Here is an 18,108-nt window from a genome sequence, read left to right on the forward strand (position 1 = left end):
GCTCTTTGCTGCTGTACCCCCGTCAAGGAGGTATGGCCAGAGCCGCCACTCGTATTTTCAGCAAGCAGTTTGCGTTGAGCTACTTAAACGCTGAACACGTAATATTCCGCATCCGGGTTCAGTGTCCCTTCACCCAGAATATCTTCCAAGGGGGTGGCACGACTTTTTTGTTTGTACAGCTCATAGGTAATGACCTGAACGGCAAGATCACCGTTGTCATCAACGATCAAAACGCTTTCATCTTTAATCGACTTCTGAATCTTTTTTTTCTGGCTGTTAGAAACAGCAATTTCCTGAATGCTCATAGCACTCCTGATTTAATTCTGATGGTTTAATGGGCGGCCTGATGCTAATCGGGCCCCGCCAGCTGGCAGGGCACTCTAACGTAAAATATCAGGATAGCAAAGCAGGATCTGTTTTCTGCCGCTAGCTAAGTTTAAAGCGTCCCGCTAATTGGCTAAGGTGATCGCTTTCCTGACTGAGAGCATCGCAGGCTGTCTGGGTTTCCAGTGCGCCATCGGCTATACGATCCGAAGCCATATGGATAGCGCTGACACTTTCGCTCAGATCCCGGGCAACAGCTGTTTGTTCCTCTGTCGCAGTGGCGATCTGGGTGCTCATTCCGGCAATCTGCTCTGAGGCGCTCAGAATATGACCGAAGGAGTTACCCGCATCACGGATGCGCTCAAGCCCGGTCTGCATCTGCTGTTCGCTGTTCCCCATCATTTCTGCAGCCTGACCGGCATGCTTTTGCAGTGATTCGATAATGTCGCTGATTTCACTCAGCGAGGCCTGGGTTTTCTGGGCGAGCTGGCGTACCTCATCGGCGACGACGGCAAAACCTCTGCCTGCTTCACCGGCCCGGGCGGCTTCGATGGCAGCATTTAGCGCCAGAAGGTTTGTCTGTTCGGTAATGTTACCGATGACCTCTGAGATAACACTAATACTGTGGCTGTCTTCCTGCAGTCTTAAGACGACTTCGGCGGTTTGGCTCAAAGCACCTGCTAAAGCTTCACTCTGATCCACGGATTTTTGAATATTACTCTGACTTTCCTGAGCTTCATTTTTCGCCTGGTTGCTCTGCTCAGATGCATCAAGGGTACGTTGAACAACTTCACTGAAGCCTGCCTGCATCTGCTCGGTGGCTGCTGCAATCTGAGAAATTTCACTGCGCTGGGTGTCCAGGCTGCCGGTTGTCTCGCTTACTTTATTACGCAGCGAGCTACTGGTGTCCTCCAGTGTTTTAACACTTTCGTTGATCTCTTTGGCCAGGGTGCTGAGGCCAGCCTGCATTCTGTCAAAGTAGTGTGCGGCACTACCTAACTCATCTTTAGCGAAGTCTTGCAGGTTAAGGCGTTTACTCAGGTCGCCCTGTTCAACGGCTTGCATCTGGTTAACCAGCCGCTCCAGTGGGCGGGTGACCTTGCGCGAAATCATAATGCTCATCATCACTAAGAAAGCAGTGATAACAGCCACCACAACGGATGTTAACCGGATCAGTCCGGAGATGCGTTCCGCTTCAGCTTCTTTGATGGCGATGGCTTCCTGTTCCAGATCCTCCTGCAGTCGGCTTAGCAGGGATACGATCTGATTAAAAGGAGCCAGCATAGGTCCCAGCATCTCTTTACGGGCCATAATGATGCGACCACTGTTGATCAGGTTGATGTAGTTTTCCTGCATTTTACGGTAGTCGTCAATTCGCTGCTGATACTCCCGTATATCTGCTTTAATTTTGCCTGTATCAGCCAGTTGCTCCATGGTATTCATTGCGGCAGCGACTTTTTCATCATTGAAGCGAATAGTTTCCAGTATTTTTTTGTGCTCAGAGGCATCATTTGTTAGGCCGTAATCCAGCGCAAACCGACGGTAAGTAACCGTGTAGTAACGCAGGTCAGATACAGTGGTAAGCAGGCTGACATTACGGTCAACAACCATGACAAACTGATTCTGAATACCATTAATGGAAACCAATAAATGAATACTCAGAGCAATAATGGCCGTAATGGCAGCTCCGAAGACAAACTGGAGCGCCCGGGGTATCGAAATATTTTTAAACATATCAAGCTTCCAATTAAGCCTGAATCTCCCAAGGGATATTCAGTTTTATGTGGGGACGACGGGATTTGAGATTATATGGAATTCATCATCAGATGGGGATACTTCTGATGTAAATCAAGAAAATAATAGATGTTAAAACCAATAATAGCAGGTTTTGAAGCCCAGAATAGCAGGCGTGTGCCAGCTGATGTGCTGCAGGTTATATTCCAAAGGTATCAGCTGACAGCCTGAACCCTCAGGTTCCCTCAGGTTTTAAGGACTGGTCAGGGTTTGGTTATTTCGGGTAATCAGCACATTGCAGCCTTTTAATTTGCCCGTTTCTATCCGCTCTTCTGCCACATGCAGCAGCTGTTTGCTGCTTAGGTCTGTTGAAGAAAATTCCTGTGTTTCCACAATGCCTATGGTCACTGTAGCAAAAAAGTTATGGCTGCTGGTGTCGAACCTGTAGTGAGCGATATGCTTTCGCATACGGTCACAGGCGGACTGAGTCTCTTCTGCCGTCGTACCAGGAAGGAGAACAGCAAAACTCGTATCGGTATAGCGGGCAATCAGGTCCATCGGCCTAGCTTGTTGCTGGATAATATCGGAAAGGGTTTCAATAACATAATCTGCAGTATAACTACCGTATTCGTTTCTGATCATATCCATACGATCAATATCAACTAAGGCAACAGAGAAGTAACCTTCGCCAAATTTTACCCGCTGCATAAAGGCTTCTAACCGGCCCATAAAGTAACGCAGATTCAATAACCCTGTCATTGCATCTGTAATGGTGAGTTGCTCAACCTGTTGTCGGGCCCTGTGCAGCTCCGTATTGTCCAGAAGTATGCCATGACTGGTTTTAATACTCCCGTCAGGCATAAGGTCCAGTACTTCACCCCGACAGGTGAGCCAGCACGTCTGTCCTTCATCATCAAGCCGTTCTCGTTCCAGCTCAAAGCGGCCCCTCCTTTTACGAATATCTTCGCTGAACCAGGAGAAAAAGTGACGCACAGAAATCAGAGATTCATTTACCTGAATTTCCTGCAGGGTGAAGAGCCCTGCCTCATGTTGACCACCGAGGGCCGCTGCAGCCTTCTCATTGAGGTAAAGTACATTTTTGCTGCGATTCCAGTGCCAGTAACCAAAGTCGCCGCTCCAGAATATCATGTCGATCTTTTTCTCCAGTTCCTCTTTTTCTTTGGTGAGCAGCTGGTTTTGTGTCGCCTGGTATTGCAGTCGGCGGTTAAACGTTAGCAGTGAAAGCCCCATTAGGAAGACACAAATGGTGACGACGCCAAGAATCTGAAGATTAAGGCGTTGGAAATAAGGTTTAGGCGTTTCTGGTGACCAGAGAAAACCTTCCAGACTGTAGTCCGGCTGAAGCAGGCCCAGTGAGACGAATGTGTTGGCCATATGATGCCAGCGACCAATATTCATATGGCCCAGTTCCACCAGATTTGGCAGAACCAGTTTTTCCATTTCCCTGTGCTCATACTCAAGATGCTTGCGACTATGGGAAAAAGGGAAGTCGCTGTATTTTTCCAGGATAATATCGATCACTTCACCAGGTCGATCAAAAGCATATCGCCAACCTTTGAATGCCGCCCGGTGAAAGGCTTCTACCAGCTGAGGGTTATCTTCGGCCAGTTTTTCCCGGGTAAAAAGCGTGTCACCATAGAAATCAATGCCGTAAGAACGAGGCAGAATCAGACGGTAGGGGATTTGCTGCTCTTTCAGATAAAAAGGCTGATTGGTAACAAAAACAGAAACTGCGCTGACATCACCGTTGATTAACCTATGCAGAGAAAAGCTTGAAGGGATCTGTTCATATTGACGTGGTGTTATCCCTTCGGCCTGCAGCATGGCATAGGTTTCAGCACCGCTGGAAAGATCTCCCATCTCCAGGCGCTGTCCAATAAAATCCTGGGGGGTATAAATACCGTTATCGGTAAGCGTGGCCATGGCGGATGCTGAATGCTGGAAAATAACGCCCATTGCTATAACAGGCTGCCCTTTGGCGCGAGCCAGAAGCAGCTCTGAGGCAGCCACACCAAAATCCGCATTACCATTGAGCACTTCATTCAGGGGGGTACGGTTTTGCTTGCCTGGCCGAATTTCCACATCAAGCCCTTCCTGGGCAAAAAAACCATTTTCCTGTGCAGCATAGAACCCGGCAAACTCAAACTGATGGGTCCAGGGAAGCTGTAAAATCACTTTCTGAACAGTTTGTGCTTCTGATGGCGGACTTATCATAAGGTTCGACAGGAGCACCAAGGCGAGAAACAGAGCAAAAATCAATGGTCGTGAAACGCTGCGCATAGGTGGCATCCTCAAACTTTCCCTGTGGCCCGGAGCTTGCCGCTAATCAAAACTCTATTCTATACGAAATGTGGCGGTAATATCGTTAGTTCAGATCTATCTGGAGCCTGAATCAACGGATGATCCGGGGGTTGGTGCCTGACGCTCGCTTAATGAATGGCTGACGGCACCGGAGCCACCGGCTAGGGCTGATGGATCAAATGCTGGGTCTTCGGGATTATTTTGCGATAAATAGACGGTTGATGTCGGAAAAGCGCACTCCGCACCTTTTTGCAGAATGATATCCATGACTTTAAGCAGTACATCTTCTTTGATCTGGTGGTATGTGACCCAGTCTGTTGTCTTGGTAAAACAGTAAATAAAGAAATCAAGAGAGGAGCTGGCAAACTGATTAAAATTTACAATCAGCGTCTGATTCGTATCAATCTCGGGGTGAGATCTCAGCATGTAGCGAACCTCTTCAGTGATCTCCCGCATTTTATCCGCGTCGTCATAGCGGATGCCCAGTGTTTCATAGATCCGGCGATTGTGCATCCGGGACGGGTTTTCCACCGCAATGGAAGAAAAACTCGCATTGGGTACATACAACGGACGTTTATCAAAGGTTCGTATCACGGTTTGACGCCATCCAATACGCTCTACCACGCCTTCTATATTGCGATCCGGAGAACGAATCCAGTCACCCTCGGTAAAGGGACGGTCAAGGTAGATTGTCAGTCCACCAAAGAAGTTTGCCAGCATATCCTTTGCCGCAAAACCTACAGCCATACCTCCGATACCGCCAAAGGCCAGTACACCGGATACGCTAAAGCCCAGCGTTTGTAAGGCAACTAAACCGGATGTAATAAAAACAGTCAGTCGCAGCAGTTTGGTCACTGCTTCCAGTGTTGTTTTGTCGAAGGACTTGCCCTGAGCCTGTTTTGACTGAATCAGGTTGTATTCCGCCCGCTTGATCAGACGGGTTAACGTCATGGCTATCAGGGCGATAATAAGTACATCCCGAATGGCCGGAACCGCCTGAAATAGGGTCGTTCCGGTTTCTTCTCCAATAATCCGACAGCTAAAGCTTATGCCAAGCACCCAGAGAATAAGCGTTAGCGGGCGCTGAACCGAATAGATGAGAGCCTCGTCCCATGGTGTCTTCGTGCGGTTGGCAACATCGTGTAATCTTCTGAGAATCCGGGCCTGGATTATATTAATAATTCCGGTTGCCAGTAACACGACAAAAACCTGAATGACCCAGGTTTCCGCATTGAGTGCCTGGCTGGCCTGGCTGATTAACTCGGCATCAAGGAAATCTTGCTTTGGATCTGCATTCTGACTCATGTGTTACCCTGAAAAAAGTTCGTATCGACAGCAAAGTGTTCTCAGGTGCTAATGAGAACACAGGCGGGTAAGCGGGGTAAAGGCTGAGATTTCAGGGCATTTCCTGCCGGAATAATGAGCGGTAATAAAAGCCCTGCACATAATCGACGCCGAGTTGTTGTGCGAACATAAGGTCTTCTTCGTTTTCGACACCTTCCAGAACCAGTTTTTTACCTGAAGCTCTGGCAAAGGTGCAAAGTGTGTTGAGCAGGTGCCCGTAATGGGGTTTTTTCTGATTTTTGATCCAGGAACGATCCAGCTTCAGATAATCAACACTCAGCAGAACGTCAAAGGACAGCATGCTGTTGGGTGCTCCGATATCATCCAGTGCGATCTGCAGACCTTGCTCACGATAGGCTCGGCCCATATCGCTGCTATAAACCGCATCACTGGCATCGGTGTTTTCAATAATTTCTACGACTAAATGGTTTTTCCCCTTCAGCAGTTCAAGCAGGGGGTTGCGCTCATCATTGCCAAAGAAGGCGAATGCGTGCGGGTCGATATTCAGAAATAACTTATCTCCCTGGGGTGCCGAGGTAAGCTGGAGCCACTTCATCTGATATTCAACATTGAACAGGCTGAGCTCATCGGCATGGAGGGCTTCAAAGACCAGGTCGGGTCTTAATAACTTACCATCCTGATTTATAAAGCGAGCTAACCCTTCCCAAGCCATAATCTCGCCACTTTTTGGTTCGACAATAGGTTGGTATTCCACACCAAAGCGACGATTCTGAATTACGTCGTAAAGGGTGAAGTTGTCAATGTCGGAAAAAACTTCCTTAAACATTAGCCGGTTACCTTGCTTATGATAATTTTATCAATTATCTGCACCCCTTGTGGGCTTGTCAATTAGTGAGAATGTTTCTCATAAATATTTTTGTAAACTTGATTTGTTTTTGTTGGTTGACAGTGAGGAGTTGGGTAGAATGCGCAGCAGTGCTCAAAAGGGCTGATATATTACTCATATAACAATACAGAAGGATAAAGCGGTGCGTTATCTTGTCTTTGTAACCTTGCTCTGGGCTGTTTCATTCAGCCTGATCGGCGTCTATCTGGCAGGACAGGTGGACAGTTATTTTGCGGTACTGACCCGAATTGTTTTGGCAGGACTCATCTTTCTGCCCTTTACTCGCTGGAAAGGGCTGCCGGGGTCTCTTAAAGGGGGCACTATCCTTGTGGGGGCACTGCAGTTTGGTGTGACCTATGTTTGCCTCTATCAGGCGTTTCTCTATCTGACGGTACCTGAGGTGTTACTGTTTACCATTTTCACACCTCTCTATGTCACCCTGATCGACGATCTTCTGAATAAACGCTTTACTCTGGCGCCTTTGGTTGCCACATCCATTGCGGTGGTAGGGGCGGGTGTTATCCGTTATCAGAATCTGAGTGATGATTTTATTACCGGCTTTCTACTGCTGCAGGTGGCGAACCTTGCTTTTGCTGCCGGGCAGGTGGGCTATGCTAATCTGATTAAAGCGCAACCGGTGACTCTGCCAGCATGGCGTTTTTTCGGTTACTTTTTTCTGGGTGCTTTACTGGTGGTTCTGCCCGCTTTTCTTCTGCTGGGTAATCCGGATAAGCTGCCTTCGACATCGTTGCAGTGGGGGGTTCTGGTCTGGTTGGGATTGGTGGCTTCGGGGCTGGGCTTCTATTTGTGGAATAAAGGTGCCTGCTTAGTGGATGCTGGTACGCTGGGGATTATGAATAACGCTCTGGTGCCTGCGGGCCTGGTGGTGAACCTTCTGATCTGGAATCGGGATGTGGATCTGACACGTTTGTTACTCGGTGGTGCCATTATTGGGCTATCACTCTGGGTTAATGCCCGGTGGAACAAGTGGTTTCATTTGGATGATAAGACCGTGCAGGCATAGCCTGGGGAGTGCCCTGACGTAGGGTCAGGGCTCTCCGGGTTAAGCTGTTACTGAAAATGGCCTTTAGACGAGGTCATTTTTTTGCTTTTATATTAGATGTTTTCATATTTTGTCCTTTTAAATTAGTGGGTTACCTGCGTCTATTTGCCTCGCCACTATGATGGAAAATGCGACATTTGACCGCGCATGGCCAGCATTGCTCTCTGATATATTTCCTGCACTTGTCTAACTGACCGTGGAAAACCAGATGAATACCTCGTTTAAAGTTCCGGAAGTGGATCATAAAGCCGGAGTGGCCCAGTCAAAGTCCGGCTATAACCGGCTATGGCGCTGGCACCTGCTGGCAGGACTGTATGTTGTACCTTTTATGCTGATGTTGAGTGTGACCGGTATCATTATGATGACCTATAAGCCGCTGATTGAGCCGCTAATCTACCCAGAGTTTATCTCGGTTGTCCCGACGGATGGGCAATCGAGCATAAGCTGGCAGCAACAGGTAGATCTGGTAAAGAGCGCTTATCCTGAAGGGGTTGTGCGCCAGTTGTTATTGCCACAGGATGAACAGGACCCAGTACGCATCCTTGTGAAGGAAGCCGGTGTTAATCTTCAGGTTTTTGTTGACCCTTATCGGGGAGAAATTATAGGGGCGCTTAATAACGATGCGACCCTTTATGCGCTCGCCGATGAGATCCATGGGACACTTTTACTGGGTGCATTTGGTGATGGTCTGATTGAGCTGGCGGCAGCGTTAACTCTGATATTACTGGTAACCGGCCTGCTGCTTTGGTGGGCACGACGTAAACGCCAACCCGGATATCTGCTGCGGCCTGAGACCGGGTTGAAGGGGCGTTTATCCTGGCGTGAATGGCATACCTTTTCCGGCTTCTATCTGTCGGTTGTGCTGATGCTGTTTGTACTTTCCGGGCTCTCCTGGACTGGCATTTGGGGGGCTAAAATGGTTCAGGCCTGGAGTAGTTTCCCGGCTGGAGTGTTTTCAGGTATTCCGTTGTCGGATCAGACCCATGCTTCTCTTAACCCTGGAGTTACTGAGCAGGTGCCCTGGAATCTTGAGCAGACACCTTTGCCTGCTTCCGGTTCTCTGTCTGGTCAGCCGGGTATTCCTGCTGATACGCCGGTCAATGCTGACAGTGTAATCCGCTATGCTCAGGATAACGGTATGACACGCTTTCGTCTGAATTTGCCCACCGCTCCGGATGGAGTCTACACCGCAATGGCAGCAGCTATGAATGGAGATATTACAGATCCTTTCGCTGACCGGACGCTTCATATTGATCGCTATACCGGCAAGGTGCTGGCTGATGTCGGGTACGATGACTATAACCTGTTGGCTAAGGCGATGGCGGTCGGTATTCCGCTGCATATGGGGCTGTGGGGAAGGACCAACCTGGTGATCAATATTGTGCTTTGTCTTGGGGTTATCTTTGTCTGTATTGCGGGTATTGTTATGTGGTGGCAACGTAAGCCAGCCAATCGCTCTTTTCATTTGGGGGCACCTTCATCCCGTAGCAAAAAGCGTGGCGCTTTGGTTCTGATTCCTGTGCTTTGCGGGCTTTTTGTACCCTTGCTGGGGCTTACACTGCTAATGTTCTGGCTGGCGACGCGCACTTTCACAAGAGTCATCGACAGAGGCCGTGTCTAGAAGAAGGTGAGGGCATTTCGAATGCTTCTGACCGCCGGCATCTGCACAGAGCTATGCCGGCGATCAGGCTACTGCAGATCAGTCGTAAATCGTAGGAATGGGCTGGCGTTTATGTTGTGTTGATCTGTAGATACGGATCAGGTGATCTTTCACCTCCGGTGCCACAGGTTTACCCTCAAGAAAATCGTCGATCTGCTCATAGCTTAACGCCAGAGCATCTTCGTCTGCCTTTTGTGGGGCAAGCTCTTCCAGATCAGCGGTTGGTACTTTCTTAACCAGTAGCTCAGGTGCACCTAAGGTTGCGGCGATCTGGCGTACCTGGCGTTTGCTAAGACCAAAGAGAGGAGCCAGATCACAGGCCCCGTCACCGTATTTGGTGTAGAAGCCGGTGATATTTTCGGCTGAATGATCTGTTCCGATAACCAGACCGCCGGTAAGGCCTGCGATCTCATACTGAGCCACCATACGGGCGCGGGCTTTGACATTACCTTTGACAAAATCCAGCTTAGCGGGGTCTTGCGGGATAAGGCCTGTGTCTTTAAGGGCCTCCAGGGTACTGCTATGAATGCCCTCAACACCGCTCTGGATATTGACACTAACGGATTGGCTTGGCTTGATAAAAGAAAGCGCTAACTGAGCCTCATCTTCATCTTTCTGTGTACCGAAAGGCAGGCGAACAGCTATAAACTGATAGTCTGACTGCGGGGCCGCCTGGTTGAGTTCATCCACTGCCAGCTGAGCCAGGCGACCACAGGTGGTGGAGTCCACGCCGCCGCTGATACCGAGTACCAGTGTTTTACAGCCAGCGCCTGTCAGGCTGTTTTTAATAAAATCTGTCCGGCGACGGATTTCAAATTCCGGATCAATTTCGGGCAGTACCCGCATCTCTTTACGGATAATATCTTCCATTCATGACACCACTTTGTTGTGCGAGTTTCTTGCTCTGTGTATTTGCGCACCGGTTTAGCGCCTGGCCTTTGGCCATTTGTCTGCTTTTGGTGCAAAACCTGCGCCATTTCTGACGCCAATGATATAAATTATACGATGTTTATTTAAGAATAACCTGTGCCTAAGCGCCACGGCAGCACCTTTTCAGGCTTAAGCCAGAGCTTTTTGGATAAGCGCCAGATGTTCGGGCTGATAGCTGATTTTCAGCGCTGCCTGGTGTCCTTTTTCTGACATTTTGCTCCAGGTTTTCTGGATAATCGTAATCAGCTTCGGTTCACTGTGCTTCTCAGCAAAGGGAGCAAGGTAGTGCTCCAGAAAAACCAGGCAGATCACATCTTCCAATGTTTGAACTTCCGTATCCTGTTTTAGCCCCTTTTTCTGCAGCAGGGCTTTGACTCGTTCGGCATCCTGTTCGCTGTAACCTGCCTGAAGCATGAGTTCAGCGGTTTTTTCGCCGTGGAATTTTCCCAGATCTGTACGCCAGTGTTTATAGCCGACGCGGCCTTCAGGGTAATCGGAGCGAGGAATACTCCAGCGCTGGATATGCTGGCCACGGGCTGCTATCTGTAGAAGCTCAGAGGCATCAGGTTCAAACTGAGTCAGGCGCTCGCTCATGCGCTGGCCATAGAGCCACTCTTTGGCGACCTGTTTCCCCTGGTCTATATCCTGATTGGGGTCCTGATGATTACTCTGGTCGATCTTTTGCAGAACAGTCTCTAGTTTTGCATTCATTATGTTTTCCTTAATGGCTGTATAGCGGCTGTCCAAGAAGCTGGTCACTATTGTCTGTTGTATGTGGGTTTGCGTCCATCAGAATCCTGCACCGTTGCGGGCAGCGGCTTTTAACCGTCAGATTTTTCTGGATTTTCGTGACAAGCCTTGTCTTTAACGTATAGTCGTATTTTAAAATAATCTGCTAAAGGTGTATTCAATGATCAGGCCAGTTTTACTGACACTGCTTTCTCTTATGGCTCTGGCAGCAAATTCTGTGCTCTGTCGGTTGGCTTTGGCTCCTGAGCAAACACCTTTGGCAGAGAGCCTGATTGATGGCGCTACTGAGCGTGTGCTGGCTTCCGGTGCGATCGATCCGGTAAGCTTTACCTTGCTGCGACTTGTTGCCGGTGTCGGGATGCTTTGGCTGGTCATTTTTCTGCTCAGCTGGAAAAAGTCAGAGCCGCAGAAGCCTGTCGCCGGTGGCAGCTACCGGGCAGGCTTTATGCTGTTTATTTATGCCCTTGCGTTCTCGGTTGCATATCTGGATCTCGATACCGGAGCAGGAGCACTGGTTCTGTTTGGTGCTGTGCAATTGACGATGATTCTTGCGGGGTGGCTGCAAGGCCAACGGTTACACTTTATTGAATGGGCGGGAGTGCTGCTGGCCTTTTCCGGGTTTGTTTATCTGGTTTTACCGGGTTTTAGTACGCCAAGTTTTTCCGGATTTATCCTGATGACATTGGCGGGTATCGCCTGGGGGTTTTATACCCTGAAAGGCAGAGGATCGAGAACCCCGGCTCTGGATACAGCCCGTAACTTTCTCTTTACCTGGCCCTGGTTACTGTTATTAATTCTCTGGCTTCTGATTGAAGGAGGGGAGTGGACATCCCGGGGCGTTATTCTGGCACTGATATCCGGTGCAATTACCTCGGGTTTGGGCTATGTTATCTGGTATGCAACTTTGCCGTTTTATACGGGGACGCAAGCGGCCGTTTTACAGCTCTCAGTACCTGTTATTGCCGCTGTAGGTGGCGTCGTATTTGTCTCGGAACCTGTTACTATGACGCTGATTATCGCTTCGTTAATGATTTTAGGTGGGATCTTTCTGGTCATCACCGGTCGTTGGTATCTGCAGCGTACGGCCTCAAAGGCGGGATAAAGCAAGCAGAGAGCAGATCTTAGCAGAACAACCCTGAATTAGCAGAACAACCCTGAATATGTAGAGCGGTTTTCGGGTCACTTTATTTGGTCTCTGCGGTATAATATATTTTAAATCAAACACCTGATGCCTTTGGCGTCAGGTGTTTTTTATTGGCTTGGTTTTTTACTTATGACTCTCCTGTTACCTGCTCCGTAGTGCTTAGTTATTACAGCGGGGAGTGGTAGCAATTAACTGAATAGGTGTAATTGTCTTGTGGGCTTTCCCATAGACGTTAAGGATGAACACAATGGAAAATATACAGCCTGAGATTATTATCTCTGAATCTGATGCCGAGAAGTTAGATGAGCTACTGGCGGTCGTTTCTCAAAAAGAGTTTCCGGGCAGCGTTAATCTGGAGCAGGAACTGGATCGGGCATCTATCGTGCCTTCCTCTCAGATACCGGAGAATGTTGTGACCATGAACTCCAGGGTGCGCTTTAAGGATATTCATTCGGCAAAGAGCTTTATTCTGACTCTGGTGTATCCGAAAGATGCAGGCCAGCAGGAAACGGTTTCTGTTCTGGCTCCAATCGGTTCGGCATTACTGGGGCTGTCCGTTGGCCAGCAGATCAGCTGGCCAAAACCGGCTGGCGGGATGATGCTGGTTGAGATTGAAGAGATTCTCTATCAGCCTGAGAGAGACGGCGCACTTGCCTGATCGTTGAAACGATACAGGCTCCGGATATCTTTATCAGACGGAGCTGCTAAACAAAAACGGCGCTATCATCAGATACCGCCGTTTTTTTATACTTACTGGTCAGGATCACCTGTAAACCGATGATCAGTAGAACTGAGCGCCTACAAGCAGAGCGCCAAAGGCGAGTGTTGTAATCAGTGTTATTTGGCCACCGGGGGTAACATAAGCGACTTCACCCTGTTGGCGACTGCGCCATACCATTGCCACCGGAATGAAAATCGCCAGTACCGTCAGAGCCAGACCGGCATAACTCAGCGCTTTGAGAAACTGCCCCGGAGCGCTGGAAGCCATAATCAGGGCTGGAACCAGAGTCAGAACAATTGCCGGAATCTTGCCGTCAATAACAGGCTTTTTATCACACATTTCCCGAATAAAGCCAAACAGAGATAAGGCCACGCCCAGGAATGAGGTCAGTAAGGCCATCGCAGCAAAAAGTTTCAGTACCGATCCCAGGCTGGCACCACTTTTATCCAGCGCCGAAACCAGCTGTTCTACACCGCTCAGACCCGCCAGTTGCTCTGGGTTGACCGCGTTCATACAAGCCCAGAACCATGCGATATAGCACACCAGAGGGATAAGACTGCCCACAATGACAACCTTGCTGAAGTGTTTTCCCTCGCCATCCTCGGTGTAGCTCACCAGCGGGGGAATCACCACCATAAAACCAAAGGAAGTGAACAGAACAGGCAATGCCGACATGATTTGAGCCTGAGTCCCTGGGGCTGATGCGGAAGCCAGATGGGTTTCGTGGGATATATCCGGTGCCATGGAGGCCAGAGAGTAAAGTGCGATAACCATAGCGACCAGCATAATGGCGAAGAACAGGCGATTCAGGCGATCAACAGCTCCGGTACCCAAAACAATCGTGATACCCGCCAGCAGGGTAAACAGAGTACGGCTGAAAGCCAGAGTGACATCCAGTCCCATATACTTCAGAGCAACCTGAAGCAGTTCGCTGGCACCAAGAATATAGGCCATCAGCAGGAAGACTAACAAAAAAATCATACTGGAGTTTGTGATTAGCTGACCGAGAGGCCCTAACCATTTCCCGGACATGGCATGCATGTTTTCACCAGGGTGATAATTAACATTTACTTCCAGTAAAAGAAGGGCAGCAAGTGTTGTAAAAGCCCAAACAAAAAACAGTAAACCTAAGCCGAGACCAAACCCCAGCGGAGCCAGAACCATAGGAATAGCGAGCATGCCTGCCCCCAGCGCTGTTCCCGCCACCAGCAGCGTACTTCCTAAAAACCGAGTGGATACCACGATGTTCTCCCAATGTTGTCTTTATTATGAAGTGATGAAGAGCGGGTGATACTACCCAAAAGCATTTTATCAGGCTAGTGCTTTGTTATAGGTCAATTTTACAGATGATTGTTCTGGTTAATTGATTTTTGTAGGTTTTTTATCATGCTTTATAGCTGAGGGTTGTAGCGGGAATCCGACATGTTGAATGCTGAAACCCTTACAACATAAGGGTTTCAGCTGATCAATTGATAGGTAAATCAGGTGTGGTTTACTGATGCTTTAAGCGATACTCAACTGCCATTTTAAATGCTGTTTTCGTATCGTAAATAAAAGTTTACAGAATGGATTTATATCGATAAGTACCCTTGCAGTGCTTAGAGTTCGACAATGAGTTTGCCCTGATTCCCACCGGTAAACAGCAGATTCAGGCCACCAATAGCAGAGGTCAGCCCTTTCAGGGTATGGCTGCGGTACTGAATCTGCCCTTTCTGAACATAAGGCACCAGCAGTTCCAGTAATTGAGGGACTTCATGGAAGTGGTCCGGCATGGTGAAACCCTGAATCGTCAGGCGCTTACGGATAATATTCATCCAGTTCGGCCCCGGAGCCGGAGTTGCTGCGGTGTAATCAGCAATCATGCCGCAAACCACAATACGACCGTGGGCATTCATGCGCTGATAGATATGCTGCTGAATGGGCCCGCCGGTGTTTTCAAAGAAAAGATCGATACCTTCAGGTGTTAATTCTGCCAACTGTTGCGCGAGATTGTCGGTTTTGTAGTTGATTGCAGCATCAAAGCCCAGGGTGTTAACAATCCAGTCCGCCTTGTCTTCGCTGCCAACAACACCGATCACCCGTAAACCTTCTGCTTTTGCCAGCTGACCCACAATGGAGCCGACGGAACCTGCTGCTCCGGTAACGACCAGGGTCTCTCCCGATTTTGGTTGCCCGATACGTAATAGGCCCTGTGTCGCCGTCAGGCCGGGGAGGGCTAATACCGATAAAACCATCTCCGCCGGAAGGTTGGGATCAACTTTGTTGATGCCCTGACCGTTACTGAGAGCATATTCCTGCCAGCCAAACATGCCGGTGACCTTATCTCCCACAGCAAAATCCGGATGCTGAGACTCAACCACCTCTGCATAACCGCTGGAGCGCATTACATCGCCCAGCTCAACAGGAGGAATATAGCTTTCACGGTCATCTGACATCCAGCCCAACATAGCCGGGTCCAGTGACATGTGGCTTTGTTTCACCAGAATCTGACCGTCGCCAGCCTGGGGGATGGTGCTATGCTCAACCTGAAAGAGTTCAGCTGTTGGCGCACCCTGTGGACGGGCTATCAGTTTGATCTGTGTATTTTGTGTTGCTTGAGTCATGTGTTATTCACTCTGGTCATTTCTTTATTGGATGACGGCAATTTGGCTACCGTTTTAAGTAATGACACTATTATATTCACTGAAAAAGTGAGATATAGGCGGTAAAATAGGAATCATCTTTGTTATTAAGACAATAGTAGGGCCTGGGAATCAGGCGAATGCCGGTTAAGCGCCTGTAAATGCTGGCCACAGGTTGTAAATGAGTACTGTATTCGCCGTGAAGGCTTAAAAGGAGAGGTCTTGGATCAACTGAAAGCGATGCGTTATTTCGTGAAAGTAGCAGAGGCCGGAAGTTTTACTAAAGCGGCGCAACATTTTGATGTTCCGGCTTCCTCGTTATCGCGCAGGGTTGCCGACCTTGAAAATCATCTGGGGGCGGTTCTGCTGAAGCGTTCGACCCGGGTGGTACGGTTAACGGAGATTGGCCGGCTTTATCTGCAACAGGTGCGGGATATTCTCTCCCGACTGGAAGCCACGGATGAGTTAGTGGGCAGCTACCAGAGTAAACCCATGGGGCATCTTAAAATCAGTGCGACTGTGGGTTTTGGTGAAACGTTGTTGTTACCGCTGATGGATGAGTTTTCGGACCGTTACCCTGAGATTGTACTGGATATTGAGTTGAGTGATGCGTTATCGACCCTGGGGCGTGATGATGTGGATATCGCCATTCGGGGTGGGTATGTACCGGATGAGCGGGTTGTTGCAGTGAAACTCCGGGATAACCGTTTTATTCTGGCGGGCTCACCTGCTTATCTTGAGCGGGAGGGAATGCCTGCGCATGCGCAGGATCTTAAAGAGCATAAAGGCCTGTTTTATCGGGCACCCATTGGCATCCTGCCCTGGATCAGCATGATCAACGATGAATGGCAGGATGTTTCACCCCATAAAGTTGCGGTCAGTAATGCTGGCCGCTGGCTGGTTGACAAGGCAAGTAAGGGTGACGGGCTGTTGATGCTGCCCCGTTGGGCATTGCAAAGTGCTCTGGATCGTGGCGCACTGCTGGAAATACCGCTTAACCCCGCCGTAGCCGTGACCCGAAGTGAGAAGTTAGGTATCTATCTCTTGTATGCCCAAAACCGTTATCAGGTGCCTAAGGTTAAAGCAGCGGTGGATTTTCTTGTGACGCGACTGTCTGACCACCCTGGTTGAGAGCTGCGTCAGATATCACTGACAATATGCAGCAGAGCTGATGTTTTGTATTAGATGTCAGGTGTGGTTTAGATAACGAGTACGGGTTAGGCATGATAAAAAAAGGCTGCGATCCTCAAGGAGGCAGCCTTTTTGTCTGACTTTGCCTGAAGCGACACTAAGCACCAGGCATTAAAGCGTGAACTCCTCTACTGCGTAGTCTGGTAGCTGGTTTTTCTCCGGGACGGGTGTCGAGTTGCCATCATCGTCCAGAGCAACAAACTTAAAGATCGCCTCGGTGACTTTCTCCCGCAAGCCGATCTGACCACGACGTACCCAAGCCTCAACGTGAATTTTCATCGAAGTTTTGCCCACTTCAGCAACATCGGTATAAACCCCCAGAATATCGCCTACTTTAACCGGACGGATAAAACTCATTCCCTCTACCGCAACGGTAACAACACGCTGCTGAGCACGCTGACTGGCACAGATACCGGCTGCAATATCCATCTGAGCCAAAACCCAACCACCAAAAATATCACCGGAGGGGTTGGTATCCGCCGGCATCGCCATGGTACGGGTCGTTAAGCGACCTTTAGTTTCTTGTGTCATAAACGTTCCCTAACCTAAATCACTGCGTTATTACGCATCATATCTGTAATGATCCGATTGTAACCTAGGAAAATATGAAAAACCGGATGGCTGTAGTGTTTATTACTGAAAAAGTCCGGGTAAGGCAGTGCCAGTTGCAAGCATCTTGACTTAAGGTTTCTTTAAGCTTTGCGGGTGATACTGCTTCGCAATAACGCAAACCTTGGAACTCATAAAGTGGGGCGAACTATTATGATACGGAAACGACTGAGTTGGATTTCAGTGAGCTTTGTTGCTCTGATCGTTTTATTTGTTGCTTGGCCGGAACTTGACCTGATAATAAGTGATGTTTTTTTTGATGAGACCTCCCGTAGTTTTCCTGCCAACCGTGAAAGCTGGGTCAGGTTTGTCTATGTTGCTTTCAAAGATATGCCGCTGTTTCTTGTGCCTGCCCTGATAATAGCAACTGCGCTTTCCTGGCTGCGTTTTGCGCCGGTAAAGTTACGCGCCAGACGCCATAAACTACTTTTTTTAATGCTCTTCCTTCTGATTGGCCCCGGTCTGTTAGTTCATGCTGGTTTTAAAAATAATTGGGACAGAGCAAGGCCCCGGGATATTGTAGTGTTTGGGGGCGAGCAGCACTTTACGCCGGCCTGGGTCATCAGTGATCAATGCGAGAAAAATTGTTCATTTACCAGTGGCCATGCAGCAATGGGGTTTGCCTTTATTGCGCTGGCCTGGGTCTGGGAGTGGCAACTCGGGCTACTTTTGGGGGTGGTATTAGGTTTGTTTGTGGGAGAAGTACGGGTAATGCAAGGAGGGCATTTTTTGAGTGATGTTATCTTCTCCGGCTATATCTGTTATTTCACAGCCTGGCTGCTGGCGAGAATCATTTTGCCGGTGGATCAGAACCGGCAGCTTTCAACGCAAAGCCACTGACTCTGGTC

At 49.0% G+C, this 18,108-nt stretch carries 16 protein-coding genes; 6 read left to right on the forward strand and 10 right to left on the reverse strand.

Annotated elements, in window-relative coordinates; translation table 11 throughout:
- Nucleotides 1-83: 83 nt before the first annotated feature.
- The 5 genes from ACN0R8_RS00730 to ACN0R8_RS00750 form a co-directional block, all read right to left on the reverse strand.
- The gene (locus ACN0R8_RS00730; RefSeq protein WP_078319904.1) at nt 84-305 is read right to left on the reverse strand and encodes a hypothetical protein; all 222 of its coding nucleotides are present in this window, start codon (nt 303-305) and stop codon (nt 84-86) included.
- A 121-nt stretch (nt 306-426) separates the two neighbouring features.
- Nucleotides 427-2,058: a methyl-accepting chemotaxis protein gene (locus ACN0R8_RS00735; protein ID WP_417594084.1), complete on the reverse strand. Its 1,632-nt coding sequence runs from the start codon at nt 2,056-2,058 to the stop codon at nt 427-429.
- Between the two features lie 252 nt (nt 2,059-2,310).
- A complete protein-coding gene (locus ACN0R8_RS00740) occupies nt 2,311-4,359 on the reverse strand; it encodes an ABC transporter substrate-binding protein (RefSeq protein ID WP_417594086.1) in 2,049 nt (682 codons plus the stop codon).
- Nucleotides 4,360-4,455: 96 nt separating this feature from the next.
- On the reverse strand, nt 4,456-5,685 hold the full coding sequence (locus ACN0R8_RS00745; protein ID WP_417594088.1) for a mechanosensitive ion channel family protein: 1,230 nt from the start codon (nt 5,683-5,685) through the stop codon (nt 4,456-4,458).
- Nucleotides 5,686-5,776: 91 nt separating this feature from the next.
- The gene (locus ACN0R8_RS00750) at nt 5,777-6,511 is read right to left on the reverse strand and encodes an EAL domain-containing protein (protein ID WP_417594090.1); all 735 of its coding nucleotides are present in this window, start codon (nt 6,509-6,511) and stop codon (nt 5,777-5,779) included.
- A 202-nt stretch (nt 6,512-6,713) separates the two neighbouring features.
- On the opposite strand from ACN0R8_RS00750, the gene ACN0R8_RS00755 reads away from it, so the two are divergent.
- The gene (locus ACN0R8_RS00755) at nt 6,714-7,595 is read left to right on the forward strand and encodes a carboxylate/amino acid/amine transporter (RefSeq protein ID WP_417594092.1); all 882 of its coding nucleotides are present in this window, start codon (nt 6,714-6,716) and stop codon (nt 7,593-7,595) included.
- A gap of 247 nt (nt 7,596-7,842) precedes the next feature.
- A complete protein-coding gene (locus ACN0R8_RS00760; protein ID WP_078319910.1) occupies nt 7,843-9,255 on the forward strand; it encodes a PepSY-associated TM helix domain-containing protein in 1,413 nt (470 codons plus the stop codon).
- A 78-nt stretch (nt 9,256-9,333) separates the two neighbouring features.
- Here ACN0R8_RS00760 and nadE read toward each other — a convergent pair whose 3' ends face one another.
- Entirely contained in the window at nt 9,334-10,164 is an 831-nt protein-coding gene (nadE, locus tag ACN0R8_RS00765; protein WP_417594094.1) for an ammonia-dependent NAD(+) synthetase, read from the reverse strand.
- Between the two features lie 189 nt (nt 10,165-10,353).
- Nucleotides 10,354-10,935, reverse strand: a complete 582-nt coding sequence (locus ACN0R8_RS00770) for a DUF4202 domain-containing protein (RefSeq protein WP_417594096.1) — start codon at nt 10,933-10,935, stop codon at nt 10,354-10,356.
- Between the two features lie 199 nt (nt 10,936-11,134).
- Between ACN0R8_RS00770 and ACN0R8_RS00775 the strand changes: the two genes are divergently transcribed.
- Together ACN0R8_RS00775 and rnk are read left to right on the forward strand one after the other, a co-directional pair.
- Nucleotides 11,135-12,076 carry a DMT family transporter gene (locus ACN0R8_RS00775; RefSeq protein WP_417594098.1) on the forward strand — a complete coding sequence of 314 codons (942 nt, stop codon included), beginning with the start codon at nt 11,135-11,137 and terminating at the stop codon, nt 12,074-12,076.
- Nucleotides 12,077-12,365: 289 nt separating this feature from the next.
- Nucleotides 12,366-12,776 (forward strand): nucleoside diphosphate kinase regulator, encoded by a 411-nt coding sequence (gene rnk / locus ACN0R8_RS00780; RefSeq protein WP_202931244.1) that lies wholly within the window; start codon nt 12,366-12,368, stop codon nt 12,774-12,776.
- Between the two features lie 123 nt (nt 12,777-12,899).
- Here rnk and ACN0R8_RS00785 read toward each other — a convergent pair whose 3' ends face one another.
- Nucleotides 12,900-14,081: an amino acid permease gene (locus ACN0R8_RS00785; protein WP_160055153.1), complete on the reverse strand. Its 1,182-nt coding sequence runs from the start codon at nt 14,079-14,081 to the stop codon at nt 12,900-12,902.
- 356 nt (nt 14,082-14,437) lie between these two features.
- On the reverse strand, nt 14,438-15,442 hold the full coding sequence (locus ACN0R8_RS00790) for an NADP-dependent oxidoreductase (RefSeq protein ID WP_417594101.1): 1,005 nt from the start codon (nt 15,440-15,442) through the stop codon (nt 14,438-14,440).
- Between the two features lie 240 nt (nt 15,443-15,682).
- Between ACN0R8_RS00790 and ACN0R8_RS00795 the strand changes: the two genes are divergently transcribed.
- Nucleotides 15,683-16,591 carry a LysR family transcriptional regulator gene (locus ACN0R8_RS00795; RefSeq protein ID WP_417594103.1) on the forward strand — a complete coding sequence of 303 codons (909 nt, stop codon included), beginning with the start codon at nt 15,683-15,685 and terminating at the stop codon, nt 16,589-16,591.
- Nucleotides 16,592-16,762: 171 nt separating this feature from the next.
- On the opposite strand, the gene ACN0R8_RS00800 is transcribed toward ACN0R8_RS00795, so the two are convergent.
- Complete coding sequence (locus tag ACN0R8_RS00800; RefSeq protein ID WP_078319918.1) at nt 16,763-17,182, reverse strand: acyl-CoA thioesterase; 420 nt, start codon at nt 17,180-17,182, stop codon at nt 16,763-16,765.
- Between the two features lie 231 nt (nt 17,183-17,413).
- Here ACN0R8_RS00800 and ACN0R8_RS00805 point away from each other — a divergent pair, with 231 nt between their 5' ends.
- Complete coding sequence (locus ACN0R8_RS00805) at nt 17,414-18,100, forward strand: phosphatase PAP2 family protein (protein WP_417594105.1); 687 nt, start codon at nt 17,414-17,416, stop codon at nt 18,098-18,100.
- The last annotated feature ends 8 nt before the right edge of the window (nt 18,101-18,108 follow it).

It is taken from the genome of Oceanospirillum sp. (genome assembly GCF_048265165.1).
Classification (GTDB): domain Bacteria; phylum Pseudomonadota; class Gammaproteobacteria; order Pseudomonadales; family Halomonadaceae; genus Oceanospirillum.